At 43.5% G+C, this 25,822-nt stretch carries 20 protein-coding genes; 17 read left to right on the top strand and 3 right to left on the bottom strand.

Annotation, left to right across the window (positions count from 1 at the left end; all coding sequences use genetic code 11):
• Positions 1-91: 91 nt before the first annotated feature.
• Positions 92-259, top strand: coding sequence for a hypothetical protein (locus ACOJR9_RS06005; RefSeq protein ID WP_420935429.1), 168 nt, complete (start codon positions 92-94; stop codon positions 257-259).
• A 134-nt stretch (positions 260-393) separates the two neighbouring features.
• Here ACOJR9_RS06005 and ACOJR9_RS06000 read toward each other — a convergent pair whose 3' ends face one another.
• The 3 genes from ACOJR9_RS06000 to fadI all read right to left on the bottom strand — a co-directional run bounded on the left by ACOJR9_RS06000 (position 394) and on the right by fadI (position 4,689).
• Complete coding sequence (locus tag ACOJR9_RS06000) at positions 394-591, bottom strand: hypothetical protein (RefSeq protein ID WP_420935428.1); 198 nt, start codon at positions 589-591, stop codon at positions 394-396.
• Positions 592-1,205: 614 nt separating this feature from the next.
• Complete coding sequence (gene fadJ, locus ACOJR9_RS05995) at positions 1,206-3,377, bottom strand: fatty acid oxidation complex subunit alpha FadJ (RefSeq protein ID WP_420935427.1); 2,172 nt, start codon at positions 3,375-3,377, stop codon at positions 1,206-1,208.
• Between the two features lies 1 nt (position 3,378).
• Entirely contained in the window at positions 3,379-4,689 is a 1,311-nt protein-coding gene (fadI, locus tag ACOJR9_RS05990; RefSeq protein WP_420935426.1) for an acetyl-CoA C-acyltransferase FadI, read from the bottom strand.
• A gap of 420 nt (positions 4,690-5,109) precedes the next feature.
• On the opposite strand from fadI, the gene ACOJR9_RS05985 reads away from it, so the two are divergent.
• The 16 genes from ACOJR9_RS05985 to ACOJR9_RS05910 all read left to right on the top strand — a co-directional run bounded on the left by ACOJR9_RS05985 (position 5,110) and on the right by ACOJR9_RS05910 (position 25,548).
• Complete coding sequence (locus ACOJR9_RS05985; RefSeq protein ID WP_420935425.1) at positions 5,110-6,066, top strand: AAA family ATPase; 957 nt, start codon at positions 5,110-5,112, stop codon at positions 6,064-6,066.
• 3 nt (positions 6,067-6,069) lie between these two features.
• On the top strand, positions 6,070-7,032 hold the full coding sequence (locus tag ACOJR9_RS05980) for a DUF58 domain-containing protein (protein ID WP_420935424.1): 963 nt from the start codon (positions 6,070-6,072) through the stop codon (positions 7,030-7,032).
• A complete protein-coding gene (locus tag ACOJR9_RS05975) occupies positions 7,032-7,553 on the top strand; it encodes a DUF4381 domain-containing protein (protein ID WP_420935423.1) in 522 nt (173 codons plus the stop codon). Before ACOJR9_RS05980 ends, ACOJR9_RS05975 begins: the two co-directional genes overlap by 1 nt.
• Positions 7,553-8,587 carry a vWA domain-containing protein gene (locus ACOJR9_RS05970; protein ID WP_420935422.1) on the top strand — a complete coding sequence of 345 codons (1,035 nt, stop codon included), beginning with the start codon at positions 7,553-7,555 and terminating at the stop codon, positions 8,585-8,587. The genes ACOJR9_RS05975 and ACOJR9_RS05970 overlap by 1 nt, the downstream gene beginning before the upstream one ends.
• Positions 8,584-10,599: a VWA domain-containing protein gene (locus tag ACOJR9_RS05965; RefSeq protein WP_420935421.1), complete on the top strand. Its 2,016-nt coding sequence runs from the start codon at positions 8,584-8,586 to the stop codon at positions 10,597-10,599. Before ACOJR9_RS05970 ends, ACOJR9_RS05965 begins: the two co-directional genes overlap by 4 nt.
• Positions 10,600-12,402 carry a BatD family protein gene (locus ACOJR9_RS05960; protein WP_420935420.1) on the top strand — a complete coding sequence of 601 codons (1,803 nt, stop codon included), beginning with the start codon at positions 10,600-10,602 and terminating at the stop codon, positions 12,400-12,402.
• Positions 12,403-12,552: 150 nt separating this feature from the next.
• The gene (locus ACOJR9_RS05955) at positions 12,553-14,406 is read left to right on the top strand and encodes a DUF885 domain-containing protein (RefSeq protein WP_420935419.1); all 1,854 of its coding nucleotides are present in this window, start codon (positions 12,553-12,555) and stop codon (positions 14,404-14,406) included.
• Between the two features lie 149 nt (positions 14,407-14,555).
• Complete coding sequence (locus ACOJR9_RS05950; RefSeq protein ID WP_420935418.1) at positions 14,556-15,113, top strand: sigma-70 family RNA polymerase sigma factor; 558 nt, start codon at positions 14,556-14,558, stop codon at positions 15,111-15,113.
• Positions 15,073-15,810, top strand: coding sequence for a DUF3379 family protein (locus tag ACOJR9_RS05945; RefSeq protein WP_420935417.1), 738 nt, complete (start codon positions 15,073-15,075; stop codon positions 15,808-15,810). Before ACOJR9_RS05950 ends, ACOJR9_RS05945 begins: the two co-directional genes overlap by 41 nt.
• Positions 15,811-16,043: 233 nt before the next feature.
• A complete protein-coding gene (locus tag ACOJR9_RS05940; protein ID WP_420935416.1) occupies positions 16,044-18,047 on the top strand; it encodes a GGDEF domain-containing protein in 2,004 nt (667 codons plus the stop codon).
• A 292-nt stretch (positions 18,048-18,339) separates the two neighbouring features.
• On the top strand, positions 18,340-19,845 hold the full coding sequence (putP, locus tag ACOJR9_RS05935) for a sodium/proline symporter PutP (RefSeq protein WP_420935415.1): 1,506 nt from the start codon (positions 18,340-18,342) through the stop codon (positions 19,843-19,845).
• Positions 19,846-20,087: 242 nt separating this feature from the next.
• Positions 20,088-21,002, top strand: a complete 915-nt coding sequence (gene cysD, locus ACOJR9_RS05930) for a sulfate adenylyltransferase subunit CysD (RefSeq protein WP_420935414.1) — start codon at positions 20,088-20,090, stop codon at positions 21,000-21,002.
• A complete protein-coding gene (gene cysC, locus ACOJR9_RS05925) occupies positions 21,002-21,598 on the top strand; it encodes an adenylyl-sulfate kinase (RefSeq protein WP_420935413.1) in 597 nt (198 codons plus the stop codon). Before cysD ends, cysC begins: the two co-directional genes overlap by 1 nt.
• Positions 21,599-22,390 (top strand): 3'(2'),5'-bisphosphate nucleotidase CysQ, encoded by a 792-nt coding sequence (gene cysQ, locus ACOJR9_RS05920; RefSeq protein ID WP_420935412.1) that lies wholly within the window; start codon positions 21,599-21,601, stop codon positions 22,388-22,390. It begins immediately after the preceding gene.
• A 1-nt stretch (position 22,391) separates the two neighbouring features.
• A complete protein-coding gene (gene cysN, locus ACOJR9_RS05915; RefSeq protein WP_420935411.1) occupies positions 22,392-23,807 on the top strand; it encodes a sulfate adenylyltransferase subunit CysN in 1,416 nt (471 codons plus the stop codon).
• 16 nt (positions 23,808-23,823) lie between these two features.
• A complete protein-coding gene (locus tag ACOJR9_RS05910) occupies positions 23,824-25,548 on the top strand; it encodes an SLC13 family permease (protein ID WP_420935410.1) in 1,725 nt (574 codons plus the stop codon).
• Positions 25,549-25,822: the final 274 nt, after the last annotated feature.

Below are 25,822 nucleotides of genomic sequence, written 5' to 3'. Positions count from 1 at the left end.
GCTATAGTATATTTGTCGGTAAGAATCGACGATAAAGATTCAATTCGACTTTGTTTGTTCATTTAAAAAATTAAAAATCAGAGGAAATGACATGTTAAAAGAGTACGCTGTTGCACTAGTACTATCTACCGCTACCCCTGTTGCTGCTGACAAGCAAGATGGCGCCAAACAGGCTCCTGAGACTAAAAAAGAAGTAGCGACAGAACAATATTTCCCAAAGCCTCGCACAGGTGGTGATGGTCGTGGCGTAGGCTTCTAAAAGCTGCTACTTAAGCTTAGAAAGAGAGCTTTTGCTCTCTTTTTTGTGCCTAGCATTTACTAACCCCCGACCAAATTTTATTTCCCCCATCACCACACACTTCACTGAATTAAGTCAACGCGTTCTACACGAGCTTATGCGGCAATAAAGAGATTATTGTAACCCACTGCGTTGCGCCAGTGGATGTGACGCGAAATAGAGAACATAGGGAGCACAATAGGGCCAAGGACTAAACCTGCGGCTGCCCAGCGTCTGGCATTCATACCCCACTTAAACGCCTCTACATAAAAATAGGCGCTAAATATCATGCATATTAGGACAAGTGACAACACTCTACATCTCCACTATTTCGAAGGGTTTTGATTAAACCATATCAAGAAACCATTGCCTGTTTATTCAAACGGTAACATCATTCACTTTGAACATTGTATCGCCATAAAAATGATCGCCATCAAAATGGTTGCAGTAACAACGGTCTCCGTTAAATGAGACGTCATTTTTTTGACATCAGTATTGTCACTACAATATGAAGTTTCGTTTTGACTGATAAACCGGCAGTATCTTAAGAAAACGAGAGCGATTCTAACCATAAATGCTCAATAAACCAGCGCAAATTACAATTACATGAACGAAATTCGATGAATGCCCAGCATTTAACATTTCAACAACTTTATAGTAACTAAAACAGATCTTTTGGCGTTGATTACTAACAAAAAGCCTTCCGCATTGAAATGCCAATATATCAATTCAAGGCTGACAAACAGTTAATAAATCAAATTGAATTCACTACATCTAAAACAGACCTGATTAAACAATACTTCGGTTAAAAAGTACTGCTTTTAGTAATTGCGAAGATTAACAAGTGCTTTAATAACCAAATAAAAAGACTAAAAAAAACCGGAGCATTTATTCAATGCCCCAGTTTTATATCGTGCTTGAATATATGTTAGTAAAACGACTTGTCGCTTTCCGCCATCTTCACCAGTACATCAGCTGGCGCGAACTTATCACCAACAGCGGTAGCGTAATGATTTAGCCTAGCTACCACATGCTTTATGCCAAGCGTGTCCATGTATCGGAACGGACCACCTAAAAACGGCGGGAATCCAATACCGAAGATAGCACCAATATCACCGTCACGGGCATTGCGAATAACACCTTCATCTAAACAGCGAGCTGCTTCGTTCAGCATCATCAGAACGCAGCGCTCAGCCACTTCTTTCTCGCTAAGCTTACTTGACGGCGATAGCCCTAACAGTTCATAGATACTTTCATCGACTTCTTTACCAGGCTTCTTACCTTTGTAATCATAGAATCCTTTCTTATTTTTCTTACCTTTGCGTCCATCAGACAGTACTTTGTCAAATGCAGAAGGCGCGGTAAAACGCTCCCCAAACGCTTCCACTAAAAATGGAATAATTTTGGTGCCTACGTCTATACCAACCTCATCAAGCAGCTTGACTGGTCCAACTGGGAATCCAAATTTCACTAACGACTTGTCGATGTGCTCAATTGGCTCACCGTCTAAAATTAAGTTAGCCGCTTCATTCATGTAAGGCGCTAAAATTCGATTTACGTAAAAGCCTGCGCCGTCTTTAACAACAACCGGTGTTTTACCCTGCTTCTTAGCAAACTCAACTGTAGATGAAATCACATCATCTGAGGTTTTGTCATGAGCGATCACTTCTGCAAGCGGCATTTTATCTACCGGAGAAAAGTAATGCAGACCTATCACATTTTCTGGGCGAGCTGCTTTTTCAGCAATTTGTGTAATAGGGATAGAGGACGTGTTTGATGCGAAAATTGTTGTTTCTTTACAATTTTCTTCAATGTCAGCCACCATCTTTTGCTTTAAATCAAGATCTTCAAAAACAGCTTCTACAACGATATCAATGTCTTTATAACCGCTATAATCCAACGTTCCCGTTAACAAGGCTAATTGCTTCTGCATTTCGCTGTTGCGAATAAAACGCTTCTTCACTTTTTTATTTAAGATGTCGTAGCTGTATTTCATTGCATTAGCAATACCCTCTGCGCGCACGTCTTTAATACGCACAGGCACGCCAGCCTTTGTTGATGTAACAAAGGCAATACCGCCGCCCATAAGGCCACCGCCTAATACGCCTACTTTCTTCATTTTTGTAGGGGTAACGCCTTCTACACCGTTTTCTTTCTTCATTTCGGTAGTAGCAAAGAATATTTGGCGAAGCTGGAATGACTCTGGCGTCATCACCAATTTACCAAATGCTTCAGCCTCTGCTTTTAAACCCGCTTTCATTCCATCATTAATGCCCGTTTCGATAACGTCAATGATGTAGCCAGGTGAAGGGTAGTTACCTTTCGTTTTGGCAAATGTGGCTTCACGCGCTTTTTTGAATATCATATTGCGACCAAGACCAGTAGTCTCCAACACCTTGTTCATCAGCCCTTTTTGCGGCGCTTCGCGCTCCGGCTTGCGTTTGAGCGCAAATTGCTCAGCCACCTTAAGCAGCACACTTTCAGGCACTACCTCATCTACAATGCCGTACTTTTTAGCTTGCTTCGCTCTGGCTGGTGAACCAGTAAGCATCATTTTCATCGCTTGCTGAATACCGATTAATCGAGGAAGACGCTGCGTACCGCCACTTCCAGGTAGCAATCCAAGCTGTACTTCAGGCAGACCAACCTGCGTACTTGGTGCGTCAGTACATATACGGTAATGACATGCGAGTGCCAATTCCAAACCACCGCCTAAAGCAGGTCCATGGATGGCAGCCACAAATGTGGCTTTCATATTCTCAATTCGATCGAATACAGCTTGGCCACCAGCAGCGATTGTTGTCGCATCTTCAGCTGTTTTACACGCTGCAAGCATAGAGATATCGGCGCCAGCAACAAACGAATTACGCTTACCGCTTATGACGACTACGCCTTTAATGCTATTGTCCTGCTCAATATCATCTAGCATTGCGCTAATTTCATCGCCGAACTCGGCTTTTAGCGTATTCATGCTCTCACCAGGTACGTCCATGCTTAAAATAGCAACGCCGTTATCCTGTTTTGTCAGCGTAAACGCACCGGTAGCCGGCGTAGCTTTCTCGTTCACTTCTGTGTTTTGGCTCATATTTTCCTGACTCATATTATTCTGTCTCCACAATCATAGCTGCACCTAAACCACCGGCTGCGCATGCTGTAAGAAGGCCACTTCCGCCCCCACGACGATTTAACTCATTTAGCATCTGCGTAATCATACGAGTTCCCGTAGCGGCAAATGGATGGCCATAAGCAATCGAGCTTCCCATTACATTGAATTTATCCATATCAATTTCGCCAGTGGCCTTGCTTCGACCTAGCTTTTCTTTGGCAAATTTATCGCTTGCAAACATTTTTACATTGGCCAGTGTTTGCGCAGCAAATGCTTCGTGCATTTCTATTAAGGTGAGGTCGTTTAGCGTCATGCCGGCTCTATCTAGTGCAATAGGTGTGGCATAAGAAGGCCCCATCAACATGTCTTCCCACACATCGATAGCAGAAAATGCATAGCTCTTAATATAACCAAGTGGAGTATATCCTAGCTCTTTAGCACGACTTTCTGTCATCATGATAACGGCAGATGCACCGTCGGTAAGTGGCGTGGCGTTGGCAGCAGTCACAGAGCCGTATTTTTTGTCAAAAACAGGGCGTAGTTTGGCGTAACTTTCTAACTTTGAGTCGAAACGCACATTATTGTCGCGCTCAAGAGCACCTTTATAAGGTTCGGCATAAGCAGTCATGACTTCATCGGATAATTTGCCTTCTTCCCAACTTTTCGCTGCAAAACTATGCGAGCGGTGAGCCAATTTGTCTTGCTCTTCACGGGAAATATTATGAGACTTTGCCATTTGCTCTGCGGTTTGCCCCATTGACAGACCCGTTGAATACTCTGCAACAGCAGGCGGAACCGGCGCTAAATCCTTAAGACCCAAGCGCTTGAAAATATTCAGCTTCTGACCAAGGGTTTTCGTTTTCTGCAAATCAACCAGCGCTCTAGCTAGGTTTTTTGAAACACCAATAGGTGATACCGATGTGGAATCTGCGCCACCTGCGATACCAACCTGTACGTGGCCTGCCATCATACTCTCAGCGATATTCACTGTTGACTGAAAGCTTGTGGCACACGCTCGGGAGACGCTGTAAGCATCAGTATGCACATTCATGCCAGTGCCCAATACAATTTCACGAGCAATGTTTGGCGCTTCAGGCATTTGCACTACTTGTCCGTAGACAACCTGATCGACCCACTCTTTTTGAATTCCGTGGCGAACAAGAAGTTCGTTCACGACCATCTTGCCAAGATCTACAGCGGGAACGCCGTGAAAATATGTCGCCATCTTTGCGAAAGGAGTACGTAACCCCGCGACAATAGCGATACGATCACCCTTTCGGGTAGTAACTGATTGTTTTGTGGACATAATGCACCTAAATTAGTGACCCTCAGCAAGTGATATTGGCACTCAACACAAGTGGTCTGACCTGTAATGATACTGATTTTTACAAACTATGAACAAAATAGCAAATAATGCGAGGAATATAACGGTCATCAAGCAAAGAATATGGGCGAACTAACTCTTAGCGAGTTGATTAATGTAGAGCCACGTCAGTATTTCTTTCAATTCAAATACGACAAATCGTGTTTTTCACAAATACAAGAGGCTTGAACTAATGCAAAATGAACCTTATATGAAAAACACAGTCTGTTTTGTGTCATTGTTTAGGCAAGTCTAGGCGATGACGCCACAAACTACGCTTTTTTTGTGTTGAGTGGTCGACAATTTCTCCTACTCATCACTTACACTTCCTGATAACTAGAATTTAATTGGAAAAATGGCAATATGGCAGCAGAGCAATTTAAACAATTACATGCTTATCTTGACCAACAAATTATTGGTCAACACGCATTAACAAAAAGTATATTAATAGCGCTACTTGCCGATGGACATCTTCTTGTTGAAGGCCCGCCAGGTCTTGCTAAAACCCGTGCTATTAATGCGCTGGCTAACGGCGTTGATGGCGACTTCCATCGGGTACAGTTCACACCAGATCTATTGCCTGCTGATTTAACGGGAACCGATATTTACCGCCCGGAGACGGGAGAGTTTGTATTTCAAAAAGGGCCGCTTTTTCATAATTTAGTACTTGCGGATGAGATAAACCGAGCACCTGCTAAGGTGCAATCTGCTCTGCTAGAAGCCATGGCAGAACGCCAGATTACGGTAGGAAGTAAAACCTACCCTTTGCCCCCTCTATTCTTAGTGATGGCAACGCAGAACCCACTGGAACAAGAAGGAACCTACCCACTTCCTGAAGCGCAGCTCGACCGATTTTTAATGCATGTGGATATCGATTATCCAGATGCAGACACTGAATTAGAGATTTTACGACTCACTCGAGGAGAGGCGCTGTCACAACCGCCGGTGACACCACCAACATTGACTCAAGACGATATTTTCACGTCTCGTAAAGAGGCGCTATCCCTTTACATGGCACCTGAATTAGAAAATTACCTCGTGCAACTTATTATGGCTACGCGCAAACCTGAGCTTTTCGACGACAGCCTTGCACAGTGGATTGCAATGGGAACGAGTCCTCGAGCTACTATAGGACTAGACCGTTGTGCTCGTGCTCACGCCTGGCTTAGCGGGCGTGATTTTGTTGGTCCTGATGATATTCAAGCCGTTGTTCACAATGTACTGAGACACCGAATTATTTTGTCTTATCAGGCAGAGGCCGAAGGCGTTACTGTCAATGATGTACTGGATAAAATAGTCGCTACCGTTGCCGTACCATAAGCCATGTCAAACATTCACTCGCAATTAGAGAAGTTAAAAAGCGATGGTGTCAATCTGACGACCGCAGAGTTAATACGCTATCAACAGCTAGCTAAGCTTATGAACTTAACGCCAAAAAAGGTGCCACAAGCGCGCTTAAGCGGGAGCTACCTCACCAAGCATAAAGGTAGAGGCATGGAGTTCGATGAAGCTCGCCATTACCAGCCTGGTGACGATATTCGAGCCATCGACTGGCGCGTAACTGCGAGAACTGGAAAAACCCACACTAAAATTTATAGAGAGGAAAGAGAGCGTCCTGTGTTTCTTTTCTGCGATTATCTGCCTTCTATGAAGTTTGGTACAAAACTGCTGACAAAAGCGGTGCAAGCGGCGCATATATCGTCATTGATTAGTTGGTCCGCCGCTGCCCGAGGAGACAAAGTAGGAGCGTTAGTTTTCAACCAAGCCAGTCATAAAGAAGTCAAACCGTTAAGTCGAAAGAAGGCAGTACTGCACGTTTGCCACGAGTTGATTGCATTAAGCCAAGGAGCCAATGGCGAGCAGCCAAATGAAGCTAGCGATCAAACTGCCTTTGCTGATGCTTGTGCTAGAGCAAGACGTTTGGCTAAGCCAGGTAGTTTGGTTTACTTAGTGTCCGATTTTCAAAACATGAGCACAGCGGCACAACAGCACTTAACGCACCTCACTCGTCATTGTGAAGTGAGAGCTATCATTGTTGATGATCCTTTCGAACACAAATTGCCAGAGACCAACGCGCTGCAAAGCGTCAACGTGTCTGATGGCGTTGTGAATCAGCGTTGGGTGCTTGGCGACAGCAAGGAAACCATTAGCTACAGTGAATGGCGCGAGGAACAACACTTTGCAATTACACAAGCGCTAAAGCAGATGAGTATAGCACGCTATCACGTCTCTAGCGCCTATCCATTAGATGAGCAACTTCAAAGTATTCAAAGAGAGCGTGTGTAATGGCTTTACCAACATCAGCAGGGCAAGATCCACTTTTGCAACTACGAGACATTAAAACACCTACAGAGGTTGATTGGTGGCCACTAGATTGGGGGTGGTGGCTTCTATTGGTAGTGAGTATGTTCGCATTAATTACTCTAATCGTTGTGATAAAACGTCGAATTGAATTTAATAAACCTCGCAAGGAGGCATTGCGCGCAATAGCGACAATTTCAGAGCATGATGACAACTGGCCGGTTCAATTGAACTCATTGTTAAAACGAACTGCCCTTTCTTACTTTCCTAAAGAAAACATTAGCAGCCTACATTCTCAGCAATGGCGTGACTTCTTATTGGCCTCATGCCCCAAAAATTCGCCAGCGATGAGCGATGGCTTGACTGCTTTACATGCAAATCTTTATCGAAATAGTGCACAGCATACTGATTTTGCTGTCTCTCATGATGCTGTAAAAATGTGGATTAAAAACGCAACATTCCCAAGGCAACAGCGTATTCCGTCGTATTTAGAGGCAACATCATAATGCTGGATTTTAATTGGTGGTGGGCATTTTTTGCCCTGCCTTTGCCCTTGATAGTGAGGTTTTTGGTCCCTAAGGCGTCCGAACCTTCTTTGGCTGCTCTTCGAGTGCCCAGACTGCGTCCAGAGCAACACAGTGAAGACAGAACGGTTAAAAAGAGTAAGGTAGCGCTGGCGACAGCAACGCTTATATGGCTAGCGTTGGTAACGGCTGCTGCTCAACCCCAGTGGCTAGGTGAGCCCGTCAGCATTCCAAATGAAGGCAGAGAAATGATGCTTGCGGTTGATTTATCCGGCAGCATGAAAATAGACGATATGCAGTTAAATGGCCGGCAAGTTAATCGGCTAACAATGACAAAGTCTGTGGTGTACGACTTTATTCAACGTCGAGTGGGTGACAGGTTAGGACTAATTCTATTTGCTGATACAGCCTATGTTCAGGCGCCCCTCACGTACGATAGAGAAACCGTATCTACACTTCTCAGTGAGGCTGTAATCGGGTTGGTCGGTGAACAAACTGCTATTGGCGATGCAATAGGCTTGGCGGTAAAACGGTTTGATGCAAAAGATGAATCAAATAACGTGCTCATTCTTCTCACTGATGGTCAAAACACAGCTGGCAACATCACACCAGAACAAGCAAAAGAACTGGCAATCAATAAAGGCGTAAAAATCTACACCATTGGTGTGGGCGCTGACAAAATGCTCATCCAAAGCTTTTTCGGCAGCCGACAAATAAACCCTTCCCAAGAGCTAGACGAAACGATGCTTTCGGATATTGCTAGTTCTACTGGCGGACAGTATTTTCGCGCTCGCAATGCTGAAGAACTCAACTCCATTTATCAACAGCTTGATACTCTTGAGCCTATCGAAGGTGAAACTCGCAAAATGCGCCCGCTGACGGCATTGTTTTACTACCCTTTAGCCTTCGCTTTATTAGGCTCAGTGTTATGGATAGTAGGTGCATTTTTAAAGTCGCTATTTGGTGGTATGAGCTTAAAAAACACCGATAAAGAAAGCGTGGAGAAGCAGGCGTGATCAACACTGACTTTTTAAACAACTCGGACTTCTTAAACAGCTTTGATTTTTTCAACAACTTTCACTTTATTCGACCTGAGTGGTTCTTCAGCGCGATCCCGTTAATAGTGCTTTATGTGTGGCTAAGAACTCGCTCTACGAAGTATTCGGGCTGGCAATCGGTTATTCCCGCCCACCTCTATAGCCATATGGTTGTGGGCAAAGCGGAAAAAGGAAAACGTCCACCACTTTGGTTACTTCCATTCACATGGTGTATTGCCCTTGTAGCGCTTGCAGGTCCAACGTGGGAACGTCTTCCCCAACCGGTTTACCAGCTTAAAATGGGGCATGTGGTGGTTCTTGACATGTCGATGTCAATGCGAGCAACGGATATGACACCAGACAGGCTCACTCGCGCCAAATACAAGGCCATCGATTTAATCAATGCGATCTCTGAAGGCGAAATGGGGTTGGTAGCCTACGCAGGCGACGCCTTTGTTATAAGCCCTTTAACCGAAGATGCCGCTAACATAACGAGTCTACTTCCCAGTTTATCCCCAGAGATCATGCCCGTACCTGGTAGTGATCCACTTCTTGGTATAGAAGCGGCAGCCGAACTGTTAACCAATGCAGGGTTTACCAACGGAGCAATATATTGGATTACGGATGGCATTGAGTTTGGTCAACAGCAAGAATTGCAAGAATACGTCGGTAGTATTCCGTTTAAGGTAAACGCATTAACTGTAGGCACCGCCGAAGGCGCGCCAATTCGCCAGCTAAATGGCGAGCTGCTTAAAGATGCATCCGGTAGTATCGTTATTCCTAAGCTAAAAGAGAACGTGGTTCGTGGTGTTATTAAAGCAAGTGGTGGGCAGCTTGAATCTTTAACCTCAAATGATGACGATATAGAAGCGCTAAGCGCTACCTCATTGTTAGAGCGAGATACCAAAGACAGTAGCGAAGAAGAAAGTAATCCAAGTGGCGACCAGTGGAAAGAAGTAGGTCCATATTTAGTGTTACTTATCTTGCCTTTTGCCGCTTTTGCATTTCGCCGAGGCTTACTCTTTTTTGTCGTCGTTGGTGTGCTAGTCCCCTTTGAGAGTCAGATAGCGCAGGCGCAGACACCTGAGCAAACACCTGCAGAGCCGCCAACCCAAACTGAAAGCGAATCAGGTTCCCCCCTATCGTGGTGGCAAACACCGTTTTTAAATGCGGACCAAGAAGGGTTGAATAGTTACCAGCAAGCGCAGTTTCAGGACGCCGCCGAACAGTTTGAAAATAAAAACTGGAAAGCATCTGCATTGTATAAAGCTAATCGCTTTGAGGAGGCATTAGCGGCCTATCAAGACGTCCCCGGCATGGACAGTCTGTACAATCAAGGCAATGCCCTTGCCAAGCTCGGTAAACTTGAGGCGGCTATTCAAAAATACAATGAGGTATTAGAACAGCAGCCTGATCATAAAGATGCCGAGGCCAATAAATCACTGCTAGAGGAGTTGCTGAGTCAACAACAACAGCAACAAAAGCAAGAGCAAGAGCAGGAGAATCAAGAGAACGGTCAGCAGGATGGTGATCAGTTAGAGCAAGATCAGCAACAGGGAGAGCAATCACAAGGCTCTGAAAGCGAGAGCAATTCTGAAAGTGAAAATAGCGCTGAGAATAAAGCTGAACAGCAAAATTCAGAACAAAACGAAGACCCGGAGCAAAAAGATCAAAAGCTTTCAGACGAACAAACTGATGAGCAAGGGACGTCGGGTGATCAAAATGAACGCGAAGAATCTACTGAGCCTAATGAGCAAAATGGCAACTTAGCTGACGCTAAAGAAGAACAAAGAGATGATCAGGATCTATCTGGTGGTCTTCAAGCTCAACAAGAACCGCTAACGGATGCAGAAAAAGAAGAAATGCAACGCATGGAAAACCTAATGCGAAGAGTACCTGATGACCCTGCATTTTTGCTAAAAAGAAAAATGCAGCTAGAGGCTGAGAAACGCGAAAGGCAGCGCATGCCATCAAACCGGAGAGATTGGTAGATGAAAGCTTTATCTAAATCTACAGTATTAACGTTAATTTGCACTTTTTTCGTCACTTTTCACGTGCAGGCTGATATTGAGTCAGTTGAAGCCACTATCGATCGCAACCCGGTGATGTTAGACGAAGCCATAAGACTCACAGTTACGGCAAATGGCAGCGCCGACAGGGATGCGTTTGATAGTTCATCACTGTTAAAGGACTTTGTGGTGGGGCGAACGTCGGTGAGCAGTCAAACCTCTATAGTGAATTTTGATGCAAAGCGCACCACCACCTGGACGACTACCCTGTTTCCTCGAAAAGAAGGGACATTTACCATTCCGTCTTTGCGCATAGAAGATAAAACGACAGCACCCATTGAAGTTTCAGTGATCCCAGTACAGGAACAAAGTAGTGTAGCAAGGGATTATTTCGTCACCACTGACATAGACAAGAATGAGGCGTACCTCAATCAGCAATTACTCTACACCGTGAAATTGCACCTCTCTAGTAATATTGAAAGAGGTAGTTTGCAGGCGCCAGAAATGGAGAATGCAGAAATCCGGCAATTGGGAGACGACAAGCAATACACTGACATAGTAAATGGGAGACGTTATCAAATTATTGAGCGCCAATTTGCAGTGGTACCTCAAGCTTCTGGAGAATTCACGCTACGAGGCCCTGTATTTACCGGTGAGGTGATGGCGGCAAATACAAATCAACGGTTTGGCTTTTTTAACCGCACGCAACAAATTAACCGTGTGGGGCCAGATATTGTCGTCAATATTAACCCTATTCCTCGTGATATTGATTATGCATGGCTTCCATCGGAGATGGTGAGAATTGATGAAGAGTGGCCGCAAGGTGACAATTTTGTTGTTGGCGAGCCTGTTACGCGAATAGTCACTCTCACTGCCCTCGGTGTCGTTGAAGAGCAATTGCCTGAAATACCGGAATTCTATCCGCCTACGTTCAAGCTATACCCAGATCAATCAAACACGACTACCGTTGAAAAAAATCAAAACCTGATTGCTCAACGACAGAGCTCGCTAGCTATTATTCCAACGGAGCCAGGCAAAATGGTTTTGCCAGAGGTAACTATTCCTTGGTTCAATACGCTCACTGAGCAAACAGAGTATGCGACTATTCCGCCCCGCTCAATTAACGTGCTCGAGGCCTCTGGGCAAACCAATAGTGCCACGCCCCAAGCAGCGCCAGAAGAGGAAACGCCCTCTGTGGCCCAAGCCCCTTCAAATGCCGCTTCTGACACTAAGGCAAATGAGCCGAAGATTGCAGAATCAAGCGATACAACAACACTTTGGCTACTCATTAGCGTGCTGGCATTGGGTTGGTTAGTTACCCTTGTTGTTTTGGTACTGTTTATTAAGAGAAGTCGTCAAGGCTCTCAAATGAGTGAGAATAGAAGTAGCCTGTCTACGTCAGGCGTATTGAATCAGCACAATTCTAGCGTTGAAAAGAAAGCGTATAGCGCCCTTATTAGCATACTGAAAGCAAAAGATATTTCACAAATTGATAGCGCGTTACAAGTATGGCTTCGCGCCTTGAATGGCAACGAGAGTGGGCGGCCAATGCCAGAAGACTCAAACGACACAATAGCGATTAGAAGGCCACTGGATAAGTTACAACGAGCGCGTTTTTCAAGGTCTTATGATGCTAAAAGCACGGACAGTGTTAATCATATCCTGTCTGAACTGATGACCGAAGTTGAGGCAGCAAGAAAAGCGCATTTTATGCACGCTAAAAATAAAGGCGCTACACTTTCTGAGCTTTACCCTACATCATCAGTAAATAATGTAAGCGAGTAAACGTGCCGCTCATTAGCAGTAGTGAATAGCGCAGTGAGTGAGTACGATAAATTTGCGATAAACATCAATTAGTAAAAACGACAGAAGATAATAAAACAATAATAATAGCCGTACTAACAATAGTGCGGCCAACCACTACCAGGAGATAACATGAAAACGTCACTCTTTTCACTAACATCTGTTGCGTTAGCACTTTTAACGCTAACGGCTTGTTCACCAGCCAATGAAACACCTCAATCCCAAGCGCCGGAAGTAAAATCACAGAGCGAGTCAGGGCAAACGGAATCCCAACGTCTTGCTACGTTTTTTGAGAGCTCATTTGAAGAAGACCTGAAACGCTCACCACTTTTTCAAAGCTACTTAGGTAAAAAATGGGATTATGACAAGTGGGATGACATTAGCGAAGAAGAGAATGACGCGAGCATTGCCATAGCCAAAAGCAGGCTACAGACACTAGAGAATTTCGACACGCTAGAACTGAGTGCTCAAGAAAAGTTGAGCTTGCGTTTATACAAGCTTGGCATTGAGAGAGACTTGGCTAATGACGAATTTCGTCATCATAGGTATGTTGTCCATCAATTCAGAGCGGCTCATACCCAAGTCCCAAGCTTCCTCATTAACATTCATAGTGTGAAAAGCAAAGAAGATGCAGTGGCGTATATTGGTAGATTGAATAATGTAAGTACCTACTTTGATCAAGTTATCGACCAAATGAAGATAAGAGAGAAAGTTGGCGTATTTCCGCCAAAATGGGCTTATGACCAAATGGTGGATGCCTCTGAAAATGTGATAAAGGGTGCGCCATTTGATGCCTCGGACACCCCTTCAACATTATTGAACGACTTCCAAGATAAAGTGGGTGCATTGGACATTAGTGACAGTGAAAAGACAACGCTGATCACAGACGCTAAACGCGCACTTACGGCGTCAGTTAAACCAGCCTATACCCGCTTTATCAATGAACTTGAGCATCAAAAAACATTATCACCCGATGGCGATGGTGTATGGCGTTTGCCTGATGGCGATAAGTGGTACCAAAACCGTCTAAACTGGTTCACTACCACCGACCTCACTGCTCAAGAAGTACATGATATTGGCTTAGAAAATGTGGAACGTATTCACAATGCCATGCGCGGCATTATGAAAGAAGTAGGGTTTGAAGGCACCCTACAAGAGTTTTTCGTATTTATGCGCGAAGACGACCAATTCTACCTTCCTTCTACTCCCGAGGGCAGACAGCAATATCTAGACGATGCTAAGCAAGCTATCGATGATATGAGAGAGATGATCCCTGAATATTTTGGAATACTTCCCGAAGCGCCAATGGTAGTAAAACGTGTTGAAGCGTTTAGAGAACAGTCAGCGGGGAAAGCTTTCTACCAGAGCCCGGCACAAGATGGCAGTAGACCTGGCATATACTACGCTAACCTTTATGACATGAAAGCGATGCCAACTTACCAGTTAGAGGCATTGGCATATCATGAAGGCATTCCAGGTCATCATATGCAGCGTGCTATTGCTCAAGAGCTCGACGGTATTCCGCAGTTTCAAAAGTTCTTAAGCTTTACCGCTTATACCGAGGGCTGGGGGCTTTATACTGAGGAGCTTGCCAAAGATATGGGGTTTTATGAAGACCCCTATTCTGACTTTGGTAGATTAGCCATGGAGCTTTGGCGTGCTTGTCGTCTTGTCGTAGACACCGGCATCCATGCAAAAAAATGGTCTCGCGAAAAAGCCGTCGATTACTTGGTAGAAAATACGCCGAACCCAGAATATGACGCACAAAAGGCTATTGAACGCTATATTGCTATGCCTGGGCAGGCCACAGCGTACATGATTGGAAAATTGAAAATTATGGAGTTGCGCGAGAAAGCGATGAACGAACTCGGCGACAACTTCGAGTGGAAAGATTTTCATGATGAAGTTTTAAAGTATGGACCGGTCCCGCTTTCAATGCTTGAGGAAAACATCGATAGCTGGATAGCAAACCAAAGCGCTATGTAAACGTTCTGTATTTTCCAAATAGAGTGCTAAGAAGCGCCGTCGCTTAAAAGCATGGCGCTTTTTTTTGCTCAAAAGATGCTTTTTAGGTGTTTTTGGTTCGGTAATTAGTGTGGGACGTTAAAAAATTAACCCTTTTTGGAATTTATTTTATGTTTGCTCGAAATAAAATCGATAACACTCAGGTCTTATCGAGTATGAAAGCAAAGCATCAAAGATATGAAGCCCTGGTGAAAGCATTTCACGCCGATATTTTTCGTTATGCCTACTGGTTAGTAAAAGACAGAAGTGTGGCGGAAGACATTGTTCAAGAAACATTCCTACGGGCATGGCGTTCTCTCGACGCCTTAAATGACGAAAAAGCTGCCAAAGGGTGGTTGATCACGATATTGCGCCGTGAAAATGCTCGCCGCTTTGAACGAAAACAGCTAGAGCTATTGGATATTGATGATGTTTTTATTCACGACGACACTCAGCAAGCTGAAGGCGATATTAAAGAACGAGAACTGCATAGGTTACTCGGCACCTTAAGTATTGAATATAGAGAGCCGCTAATTCTGCAGTTGTTGTTCGGTTTTAGTGGTGAAGAAATAGCGACTCAATTAGATCTCAACAAAAACACAGTAATGACAAGGCTTTTTCGGGCTCGAAATCAGTTAAAAGAGGCGCTTGAGAAACAGAACCAACATAGAGGTCAGGCTAATGGATGAATTAGAGTTTAGGCGCAGAATTTACGCTGATCCCGATAACACTGACAGCGATCTTATCGCGGCTGCTAACGCAGATGAAAATAAGCGCATTTTTTGGCAGGAACAGAAAACATTAAACAACAAACTGAAGCAAACCCTCAAAGTTGAAGTACCAGAAGATTTAGCGAGTAAACTTATTTGGCAGCAATCTGCTGATGAATTTAACCGATATAAAAAAAGAAGTCGCTGGTATGTGGCGATAGCCGCATCTGTCGCATTTGCTGTGGGGATTAGCTTCACCATGCTCCAGCAGCAGTCCATTAGTTTAGGGGACCATGCACTGGCCCACATGCGATATGCTGATGTAGAAGCGTCTCATTCTCTGTTGCCTGTTGATTTAAATATGGTAAACGCGAAACTGGCTAGCTTTGGCGCAAGCTTTGACACCATGATTGATGGCGTAGAAGTTGCTAACTATTGCCACCTTAGCACCGTACAGAGCCTGCACCTTATTGTTAATACACCACAGGGAAAAATGTCAGTTTTTGTCGTGCCAAGTCGTGAGAATATGAAAGTACCTAGCCAATTTGAAGATGATTCTTTTCACGGGGAGAGTTTCAAAATGCAACAAGCGAATATAATCGTCGTTGGCAGTAAAGGGAGCGATTTATCTACTATGAAAGACGCCGTGGCCAATAGAATTCAGTTTTCTGCTTAAGCAAGCCGAGTTTGTACTTGAACTAACTTGATGCCAACGACGTCGACTTGATGGCGCACAAAGCCATAGGTTCATTTTCAAAATTTCAAGTGCAACTACGCGCTGTAAACCCTATAATTTGATGTCGTTAAAATGCACCATTTAATGAGCATATCGCAGCTTCGCAACCGTGCGCAATTATCTATCGATACAAATTCAATTAGTCTTAGACAATATAAAATTAAGAGCAGTAAGTGAGCCGTAGATTAAAAAAATGGGCTGGTTTTACTCTAGACACAACAGCGTTACTTCTTAACTCAGCAAATAAGTTAGCGCTTAAATGTTTACTCGCGTTTCTCGTGACGTATACGTCCTTTGTTTCTGGCAGTGACGTAAACATGAAAAACAAAGTAGATACCTATGCCAATCTCACGCATGCAGTACTTTATGAGTGGAATTATCATTCTGAGCTTTCAAATGAAGAAATTCTTCGACAACTTCAACTAAGTAATATTCAGTCTGATGAATCCGATGTAAGTGTAGTTTTTCGACATGTAATGGCTTTATCAAATGCAGAACACCAAGGTTCGCTTCAAGTTCCTATCACAGTTAAACGGCCGCTGTTAGAAAAAAATTGGCTTGAGTTAAAATCGATAGACTTAAGAACCTATGTTTACTTAAAAGCCTATTATTTTTATATAAAAGGAGTAAACGACTACAAAGGCTCGCTGAAACGTTTGAGTACAACTATTCCGTTACTTTACAATCTCAAGCAAGAAATACTTCAGTCAGGCGATAAGCGAGCAGTTGCGATGGCAAGTATGTGGTTAGCTGCAGAGTATTCTGCGTCCTCTCCCATGCGTTCAATTAACGAAATAGAATATGCAATCCCCTTTCTAGGCGTTCCTAAAAATAGCAACAAACTTGAAAACGAATTCAACCTTCATGATGCACATAGATTACTTTCTGAAAGCTATCTTGATTTAAATTTACCCAGCAAGGCTGCTGAGCACGCCAAACAATTTATTGCCCTGAAAAAGCAATATAGTACTTTGGACACTGTGGATTTTTTGTTAGCAATTACAGCTCTGAACCGACTTGGCTACTTTGCCGAAGGTTTAGCCTTAATTGAAGACGCTAAAAAATACATGCCTCCTGTACGAGACTACAAAAGTATTTACATTGATTTATTACTTATGAGTATTTACAGCTCACGTCTTGCTGAAGGTGACAAACAAAAGCTAACAGAATTATCCAGTAATGTTTTGAACTCATCTGTTGATATACCTACTTACCTCATTGATGCAAAACCTATCGCTAACGCTATGTACGTTGCGGTTAATGGAAGCGATTCCCAGTTAGAAGCTGCAATTCGCGAATACGAGAAGGCGTTTGAAAAAAAACTTAACGCTGTACAATACAAGAAGAGTGCCATACTGGGAAAATTTCAAGCGCTAAAACATATCTATGCAGTGAGAGGTAACGTTGAGAAAGCCTTTGAAAACCAAGAGAATTACAGAACAGCATTGGTTAACTATCATACAGAGCAATTTAAGCTTACAGATAATACAGATTTAAGTATGCTGTCGAGAGACGTTGAGCTTGCAGAATACAGGCAAAAAGAACTTGAAGCTTTACAGCGCCAAACTACAGACCTTAGTGGCGAAAGAGAAAGCTTGCGCACTGCTGTATTTGCCCTGCTAACCATTATTTTTTCAATTCTAACTACGTGGCTATGGATAGCGAAAAGGAAAAGTGACATCAAGGCGAATACCGATTCGCTTACCGGTGCCCTCACTCGCCGTGCCATGCTAATACAATTAAAAACCTTGCTAAAAAAACATCCCACATCGTGTATCGCTCTTATCGATATCGATCATTTCAAGCGCATTAACGACAAATACGGTCATGCCCTAGGTGATGAGGTTCTAAATACGTTTAGTCAAACCATTCGCAAACGGATACGCAAATCCGACTTACTTTGCCGCTACGGTGGCGAAGAATTCTTAATCTATTTTGAGAACTCCAGTGAAAAAGAAGTGAAAAGCGTGCTTGATGAACTTAATTACTCGTTTTCTCGAGTCGCTCATTGGAATCATACTGACAAGGCGTTTACCGTTTCGTTTTCAAGTGGTGTGGTGGCGCTAAATGGGTCAGTCAGCTCAGACTCGGTGGTTAAAATATGCAACGACCTTTTGTATAAAGCCAAAAACAGCGGTCGCTCTCGCGTTGAGTCAACAACACTCGCCCATTCCTAACCTACAATTTAAAACACACAAACGTCAGTTTTTACTCTTTATGCAAACATGGAAAATAGCAGAAAAAATAACGCCTAACCTTCGTATTTATTGATACGATTGAGGCTAGGCACTCTCATTAATCATGTTTATTGTGGTTGTTTTCAGAATTGCCGAAATAGAAACTATTGATTTTTTATTTTTAGGCAATCAACAACCAAACACTGTTCACAAAGTAATCAGCAAGCAATTACTTACATGGAGACTCCTAAATAATGGTGATAGCATAATAAAAAAATCATAGGGAACATATATGGCTACTGGTACGATTATTTCGTTGGGTTTGTATTTTGTTGTAATGTTGGGAATTGGGTTGTTTGCTTACCGGCAAACAGATACCAATGTTGAGGGGTATATGCTTGGTGGTCGGCAGTTGGGTCCCGCGGTAACTGCATTATCTGCTGGTGCGTCTGATATGAGTGGGTGGATGCTAATGGGTCTTCCTGGTGCAATGTATGTCTCAGGGCTCTCTGCAGGGTGGATAGCCGTTGGCTTGACCCTTGGTGCACTGGCCAACTACTTACTTGTTGCTCCTCGCCTTCGTATTTATACCGAAGTTGCAAATAACTCTATTACTATTCCAGATTATTTTGAAAACCGCTTCGCAGATAACTCTCGACTCCTCAGAGTGATTGCTTCTGTTGTGATTGTTGTTTTCTTTACTTTGTATACGTCTTCAGGCGTTGTGGCTGGCGGAAAGTTATTTGAGACATCGTTTGGACTTAGCTATGAAACCGGCCTGTATGTCACTGCCGGCGTTGTTGTTGCCTATACTTTGGTAGGCGGGTTCATGGCAGTAAGCATGACTGATTTTGTGCAAGGCTGTATCATGTTTGTTTCGCTTGTCATGGTGCCAGCAGTGGTCATTAATGAGTTAGGCGGTATTGGTGCGTCTATTGACGCATTAGATAGCATTAACCCTGCCCTCTTTGATGCGTTCATGGATGCCTCCAATAATCAAACGATTACCTTTATTGGTATTGTTTCGCTGATGTCTTGGGGACTAGGTTATTTCGGACAGCCTCATATCATTGTCCGATTCATGGCTATACGCTCTGTAAAAGATATTCCAGCAGCTCGAAACATTGGTATGAGTTGGATGATAGTGTCTATCATCGGCGCGTTAATGACGGGGTTGTTTGGATTGGCGTATATCACGGGTAATGGTAACGAAATTGACCCTGAGACCGTATTTGTTTACCTCTCACAAATTCTCTTTCACCCGTTAATTGGTGGCTTTTTACTCGCGGCTATTTTAGCGGCTATCATGAGCACAATATCGTCACAACTGCTGGTGACGTCTAGTTCATTAACCAGCGACTTCTATCAAGCTTTTTTACGTAAAGATGCATCTGATAAGGAGTTAGTGGTTGCTGGTCGCATTAGCGTTGTTGCAGTAGCCTTAGTGTCAATATTCTTAGCTTACGACAGAGATAGCACTATACTCACTCTCGTTAGTAATGCATGGGCTGGATTTGGCGCAGCATTTGGCCCATTAGTCCTATTCAGCTTGTTTAAACGTGAGATGACTCGTCGCGCAGCACTAGGCGGCATGATTGTAGGCGCTGTTACAGTGTTACTGTGGATCTATCTCCCTATTACTATTAATGGCCAAGCTTTGGGAGCGTGGATGTATGAAATCGTACCTGGGTTTGTACTTTCAAGTTTAACTATCATAATTTTGAGCAAGTCTGGTAAACCTCGAGAGGGTGTAACTGAAACATTTGATGAATTTCAGAAGCAACTCAATGCGAGATAGTTGCTAATCTAAACCGTTCAAAAAGCCTCAAACTGCAAAATGTTGTTTGGGGCTTTTTACGTTATGGGTACCAAAAATAGCACTTATAGCTAAATTATATAGGGTTTATTTTTTTGAGAATAAGAAAGCTATTTTAAATAGCAAAATGGCATACTACTTTTGAAATTAAATGTGTTATCTTTCTATACATAAAAACAACCTGCATATAACTTTTTTTTATATAACATAAATCGGACTTCAAAATGACTGCTAGCATTCCATCTATAACGCATTTGAAACAACTCGAAGCCGAGAGCATCCAAATTTTCCGAGAAGTTGCTGCTGAGTTCGATAACCCAGTAATGCTTTACTCGGTTGGGAAAGACTCTTCGGTATTACTTCACTTAGCGCGCAAAGCCTTTGCACCGGGTAAAATTCCGTTTCCTCTTCTTCACGTCGATACAACGTGGAAGTTTAAAGAGATGATCAAGTTTCGTGACGAGCAAGCAAAAAAACACGGCTTTGACTTACTTGTAAATATCAATCAAGAAGGTATTGAACAGGGTGTAGGTCCATTTTCCCATGGTTCAGCAAAACATACTGATATCATGAAAACTCAGTCTCTAAAGCAAGCGCTCAACAAGTATCAATTTGACGCAGCATTTGGTGGAGCTCGTCGCGATGAAGAAAAATCTCGTGCTAAAGAGCGTGTCTATTCATTTCGCGACAGCAACCACCGGTGGGATCCGAAAAACCAACGTCCTGAACTTTGGAATATCTACAATTCGCATGTGAATAAAGGCGAAAGTATCCGCGTGTTCCCAATGTCAAACTGGACAGAGCTAGATATCTGGCAATATATCTACCTTGAGAACATAGACATTCCACAACTTTACTTAGCAAAACCTCGTCCTGTTGTGGAGCGCGACGGTGTTCTTATTATGGTAGATGATGACCGCATGCCGCTTGAGGAAGGTGAAGTGCCCGAGATGCGTTCGGTACGTTTCAGAACGCTAGGCTGCTACCCGCTTACAGGCGCAGTAGAATCAACAGCGGCAACTCTGCCCGAAGTTATTCAAGAAATGCTGCTCACCAAAACCTCCGAGCGACAGGGTCGAGTGATTGATCACGATAGCTCAGGGTCTATGGAGAAAAAGAAAATGGAAGGGTACTTCTAATGGCCACCGACAATGTTGTTTGGCACAAACATGAAGTGAACAAGATTACACGCTCTGAAAAATTGAATCAGCGCCCACGAGTGTTTTGGTTAACGGGGTTAAGTGGCTCTGGCAAATCTACGTTGGCTAATTTGCTTGAGAAAAAGCTTCACGAAAAGCAAAAGCATACCTATTTGCTTGATGGCGATAACGTGCGCCACGGATTATGTGGCGATTTAGGCTTTAGCGATAAAGACAGAGTTGAAAATATTCGTCGCATCAGTGAAGTGGCCAAGTTATTTGTAGACTCGGGCACAATTGTGCTGACTGCGTTTATTTCTCCATTTAAAGCAGACCGTGACTATTGTCGCAGCTTGCTTGAAGGTACGGAGTTTGTAGAAGTTTTCGTTGATACCCCCCTTGAAGTTTGCGAGCAGCGCGATCCTAAAGGCTTGTACAAGAAAGCCCGCAGCGGCGAAATCAAAGATTTTACCGGCATCGACTCTATCTACGAAGCACCTGAGTCGCCAGAAGTACACTTAACGTATCAGGAAGAACCTGCAGAGCAGACCGCTGAACGGTTATACACTTTGCTTCACGAAAAAGGATTAGTGTAAATGACACTGCCAATTAATTCTTTAGCACAAACTGTGCTGCGCATTGCCAAAGAGGCAGGCGATAAAATAATGGCGATTTATGAAAATGATTTTGCCATTTATGAAAAGCAAGATACCAGCCCACTTACGGAAGCTGACTTAGCCGCTCATAACGTGATTGTTGATGCACTTACCGCAGAATCAGACTTACCTATTCTTTCTGAAGAATCGGCTGATATATCTTGGGAAGAGCGTAAGCAATGGCAGTCATATTGGCTGGTTGACCCTCTTGACGGCACAAAAGAGTTCATCAAGAAAAATGGTGAATTCACGGTAAACATTGCGCTGATTGAAAATGGTAAACCAACCATGGGTATTGTGTACGCACCTGCATTAAATAAAAGCTACGTAGGTATTGTAGGTGAAGGTGCTTGGACTGAAATAGATGGTGACTTTGCACCTATTTCGGCGACAAAGCACAGTGGAAACGACGTTTGGAAAATCGTTGGAAGTCGTTCTCATCAAAGCCCTGAAATTCAGAATCTATTAGCACAACTTGACGGTGAAACTGAGTTAGTTGCCATGGGTAGCTCTTTGAAACTCTGTTTAGTGGCTGAGGGTGAAGCTCATCTTTATCCACGTTTAGGCCCCACCTCAGAATGGGATACAGGGGCAGCGCATGCCGTCGCTATTGCAGCAGGCGCTAAAGTGACTGTCCTTGATCCGGCTAATCCACTAGATTCAAATGCAGAAGATCTTACCTACAATCAGAAAGAATCTGTGTTAAACCCTTTTTTCCTTGTGAGCGCATAACATGAACAACGAAAACGAATTACTACGACAAGACATTCTGTCTTACCTAGAACAACATGAAGAGAAAGACATGCTGCGTTTCCTAACATGTGGAAGCGTAGATGACGGCAAAAGTACATTGATTGGTCGCCTTCTTCACGATTCAAAAATGATTTATGAGGATCAGCTAGCTGCTATTACTAAAGACAGCAAAAAGTCTGGGACTACCGGCGAAAAAGTAGACCTTGCATTGTTGGTAGACGGTCTGCAGTCTGAGCGTGAACAAGGCATTACTATCGACGTAGCATACCGCTATTTCTCTACCGACAAGCGTAAGTTCATCATTGCAGATACACCAGGGCATGAGCAATATACGCGTAACATGGTAACCGGTGCTTCTAATTGTGACCTAGCTATCATTCTTGTCGATGCCCGTGGCGGGGTAAAAGTACAAACCAAGCGTCACTCCTTCCTTGTGTCTTTATTGGGTATTAAGCACGTTATTGTTGCTATCAACAAAATGGACTTGATGGATTATTCACAAGAAGTGTACGAGCAAATTCAGAAGGATTATCTAGATTTTGCCAAACAACTTGATATTCCAGACATTCAGTTTGTCCCGCTTTCTGCCCTTGAAGGCGACAATGTTGTTAGTATCAGCGAAAAAACGCCGTGGTTTGACGGTATCCCGCTTATGGAAATGCTGGAGAATATCGAAATTGGAGAAGACGATAATCACGACGATTTCAGATTCCCAGTTCAATATGTTAATCGTCCCAATTTAGACTTCCGAGGATTTGCAGGCACAGTGGTTTCAGGCCAGGTAGCGCCTGGCGATGAAATCACTGCACTGCCTTCAGGTAAAACGTCAAAAGTGAAGCAAGTAGTCACTTTCGAAGGCGACCAAGAAAGGGCTTACGTTCCACAGGCAGTCACCCTAACCCTTGAGGACGAAATTGACATCTCTCGTGGTGACATGATTGTCAAGTCAGATAACTTGCCTTTACTGTCTACACAGTTCAAGACACACCTTGTATGGATGTCAGAAGAACCGCTAATGCCCAATAAGCAGTACTTGTTTAAGTTTGCGACCAAGTCAACGCCAGGGGTTGTAGCGCATATCGATAATCAAATTGATGTGAACACGCTGGAAAAAACCGACGCCATGCACCTTAACCTCAATGAAATTGGTGTGGTTGATGTGAAGTTTACCCAACCTATTGCCTGTGATCCTTATAAGCGTAATCGTCCGACGGGTTCGTTTATCGTTATTGATCGCCTTACAAATGGAACTGTGGGCGCGGGTATGGTAATCGATGCAATTTCAGGTGATGCACAGCACACTTCTCCAAACTTCTCTGAGTTTGAATTAGAATTCAATGAATTAGTGCGTAAGCATTTCCCTCATTGGAACGCTGTGGATATTTCCAAGCTATAAGCGGGACTGGACATATATGGATGTTACCCAGCTCATCGTACTGGCCATTTTTGCCAGTACGATTTTGGCGCTGATTTTTACCAATCAGCGACCTGCCACCGTGTTTTCAGGTGCCGTGCTAGGCTTACTGGTCACGCAACAGTTATCGCTAGATGACATTCTATCGAATTTAACAAACAAGGGCTTAATCACCCTTGTTTTGTTACTTCTAGTCAGTAGTGCCATCGATAAAACTGCCCTCATTAAACGTTTAGGAAGAAAGTTAGTCACTGCTAATTTTACCCGCTCGTATTGGCGATTGTTTTCGCTGACCTTTGTGTCATCGGCACTGTTAAACAACACGGCTATTGTGGCCAGCCTCATCGGTCCGATAAAACAGAACCAACACCACCCTGCCTCACGGTTACTCATTCCCCTGTCTTATGCCGCTATTTTAGGCGGAACAGTGACTCTTATAGGTACTTCTACCAACTTAATTGTTGACAGTTTTTTGCAGGAACATGGGCACCCTGGTTTTAATTTCTTTGACTTTACTCTGTATGGCACCGTCGCAGGGTTGAGTTGTGGCTTGCTTATGTTCGTTTTATTACCTCTCTTGCCGAATATCAGCAATAAAGACAGCAACTATTTTGAATACATGGTGGAGGCTGAGGTAGAAGCAGGTTCTGAACTCATAGGAAAAACGGTTGAACAAAACCACTTACGGAATTTACCTGAATTGTTCTTAGTTGAAATTGTTCGAGATAAAAACCTTATATCGCCAGTTGGACCTGAGCTTGTTATTCTTGAAAACGACAAGCTTATATTTTCTGGAAATGTGCAAAAGCTAGACAACTTAAGCCACATTAAAGGGCTGAGCATGTTTGCAGAAACAGATGGTGTTTTACGGGAAAGTCTCACCGAAGTGGTTGTTTCGAACCGCGCTCAAATTATTGGCCACACTATTAAAGAATTGGGTTTTAGAGCATTATTCGATGCGGCCGTTGTGGCTATACGCAGAGACGGAGAACAGTTATCAGGGAAGCTGGGGGAGATAAAATTAAAATCGGGTGATTTTTTACTGCTCGCTACCGGTCCTGATTTTGCAACGCGTCAAAACTTAAGTAAAAACTTTTTTATACTTTCAGAGCAGAAAATAGCGCGACCGCTAACAAACAAACAGGAGTGGATAACGCTAGGTGGATTCTTAACCACTGTTGCCCTTGCAGCATCAAACATTATTCACTTGGCTATTGGCCTCTTATTTTTAGCGGCTGTTTTAGTGTTTATGAAAGTGACGTCTAATGGTGAAATGAAGCGCAACCTCCCCCTAAATTTGATTGTTGTGATAGTTGGTGCATTGAGTTTGGCTACTGCACTAGAGACCTCTGGCGTTATTGCGGTTACTACAGAAATCCTTATACCGCTGTTGTCAAGCACTGATTGGTTTATAGCATTAATTGCTATTTATCTCATCACGCTTTTACTCACCGAGTTTGTGACCAACAATGCGGCGGCGGCGTTAATGTTTCCATTTGCTTATGGGCTTGTTGAGATTGTAGGCGCACCACTTATGCCCTTTGCTCTGGCCGTTGCCTTTGCGGCAAGTGCGAGCTTTATATCCCCTTTCGGCTACCAAACTAATTTATTAGTTTACAATGCAGCGAACTACCGTTTTTCTCATTTTATAAAGATTGGTTTACCCATCTCTTTTGTTTACAGCGCCATTGTATTGTGCCTGCTGAATATCACGTATCTTTGATTACAACCACACTGCTAATTTGAAACGCGGTTAGATGAAAAGGAAGCGAATGCTTGATACCAATCAATTTAACTGACTGGCATCAATCATTTCAGTGACATACTCATTTGATTTAGGCTTAACGGAACGACGGTATACCCTAAGGTCGGTGGCCATTTCTAACGGCCGCCACCGGTCTCGACAAATTTTTTTTCATTGATGACCCGCGTTACAAAATAATACGCCATCTTTGTAAACTAATTCAGTCCGTGTTTTTTATTGTCAAAGAGTTCAC

Origin of the sequence: Alteromonas ulvae, from assembly GCF_048987005.1 — a bacterium.
Classification (GTDB): Bacteria; Pseudomonadota; Gammaproteobacteria; order Enterobacterales; family Alteromonadaceae; genus Alteromonas.
Note: the sequence above shows the minus strand (reverse complement) of the source record. Positions and strands in the feature narration are given on the sequence as shown.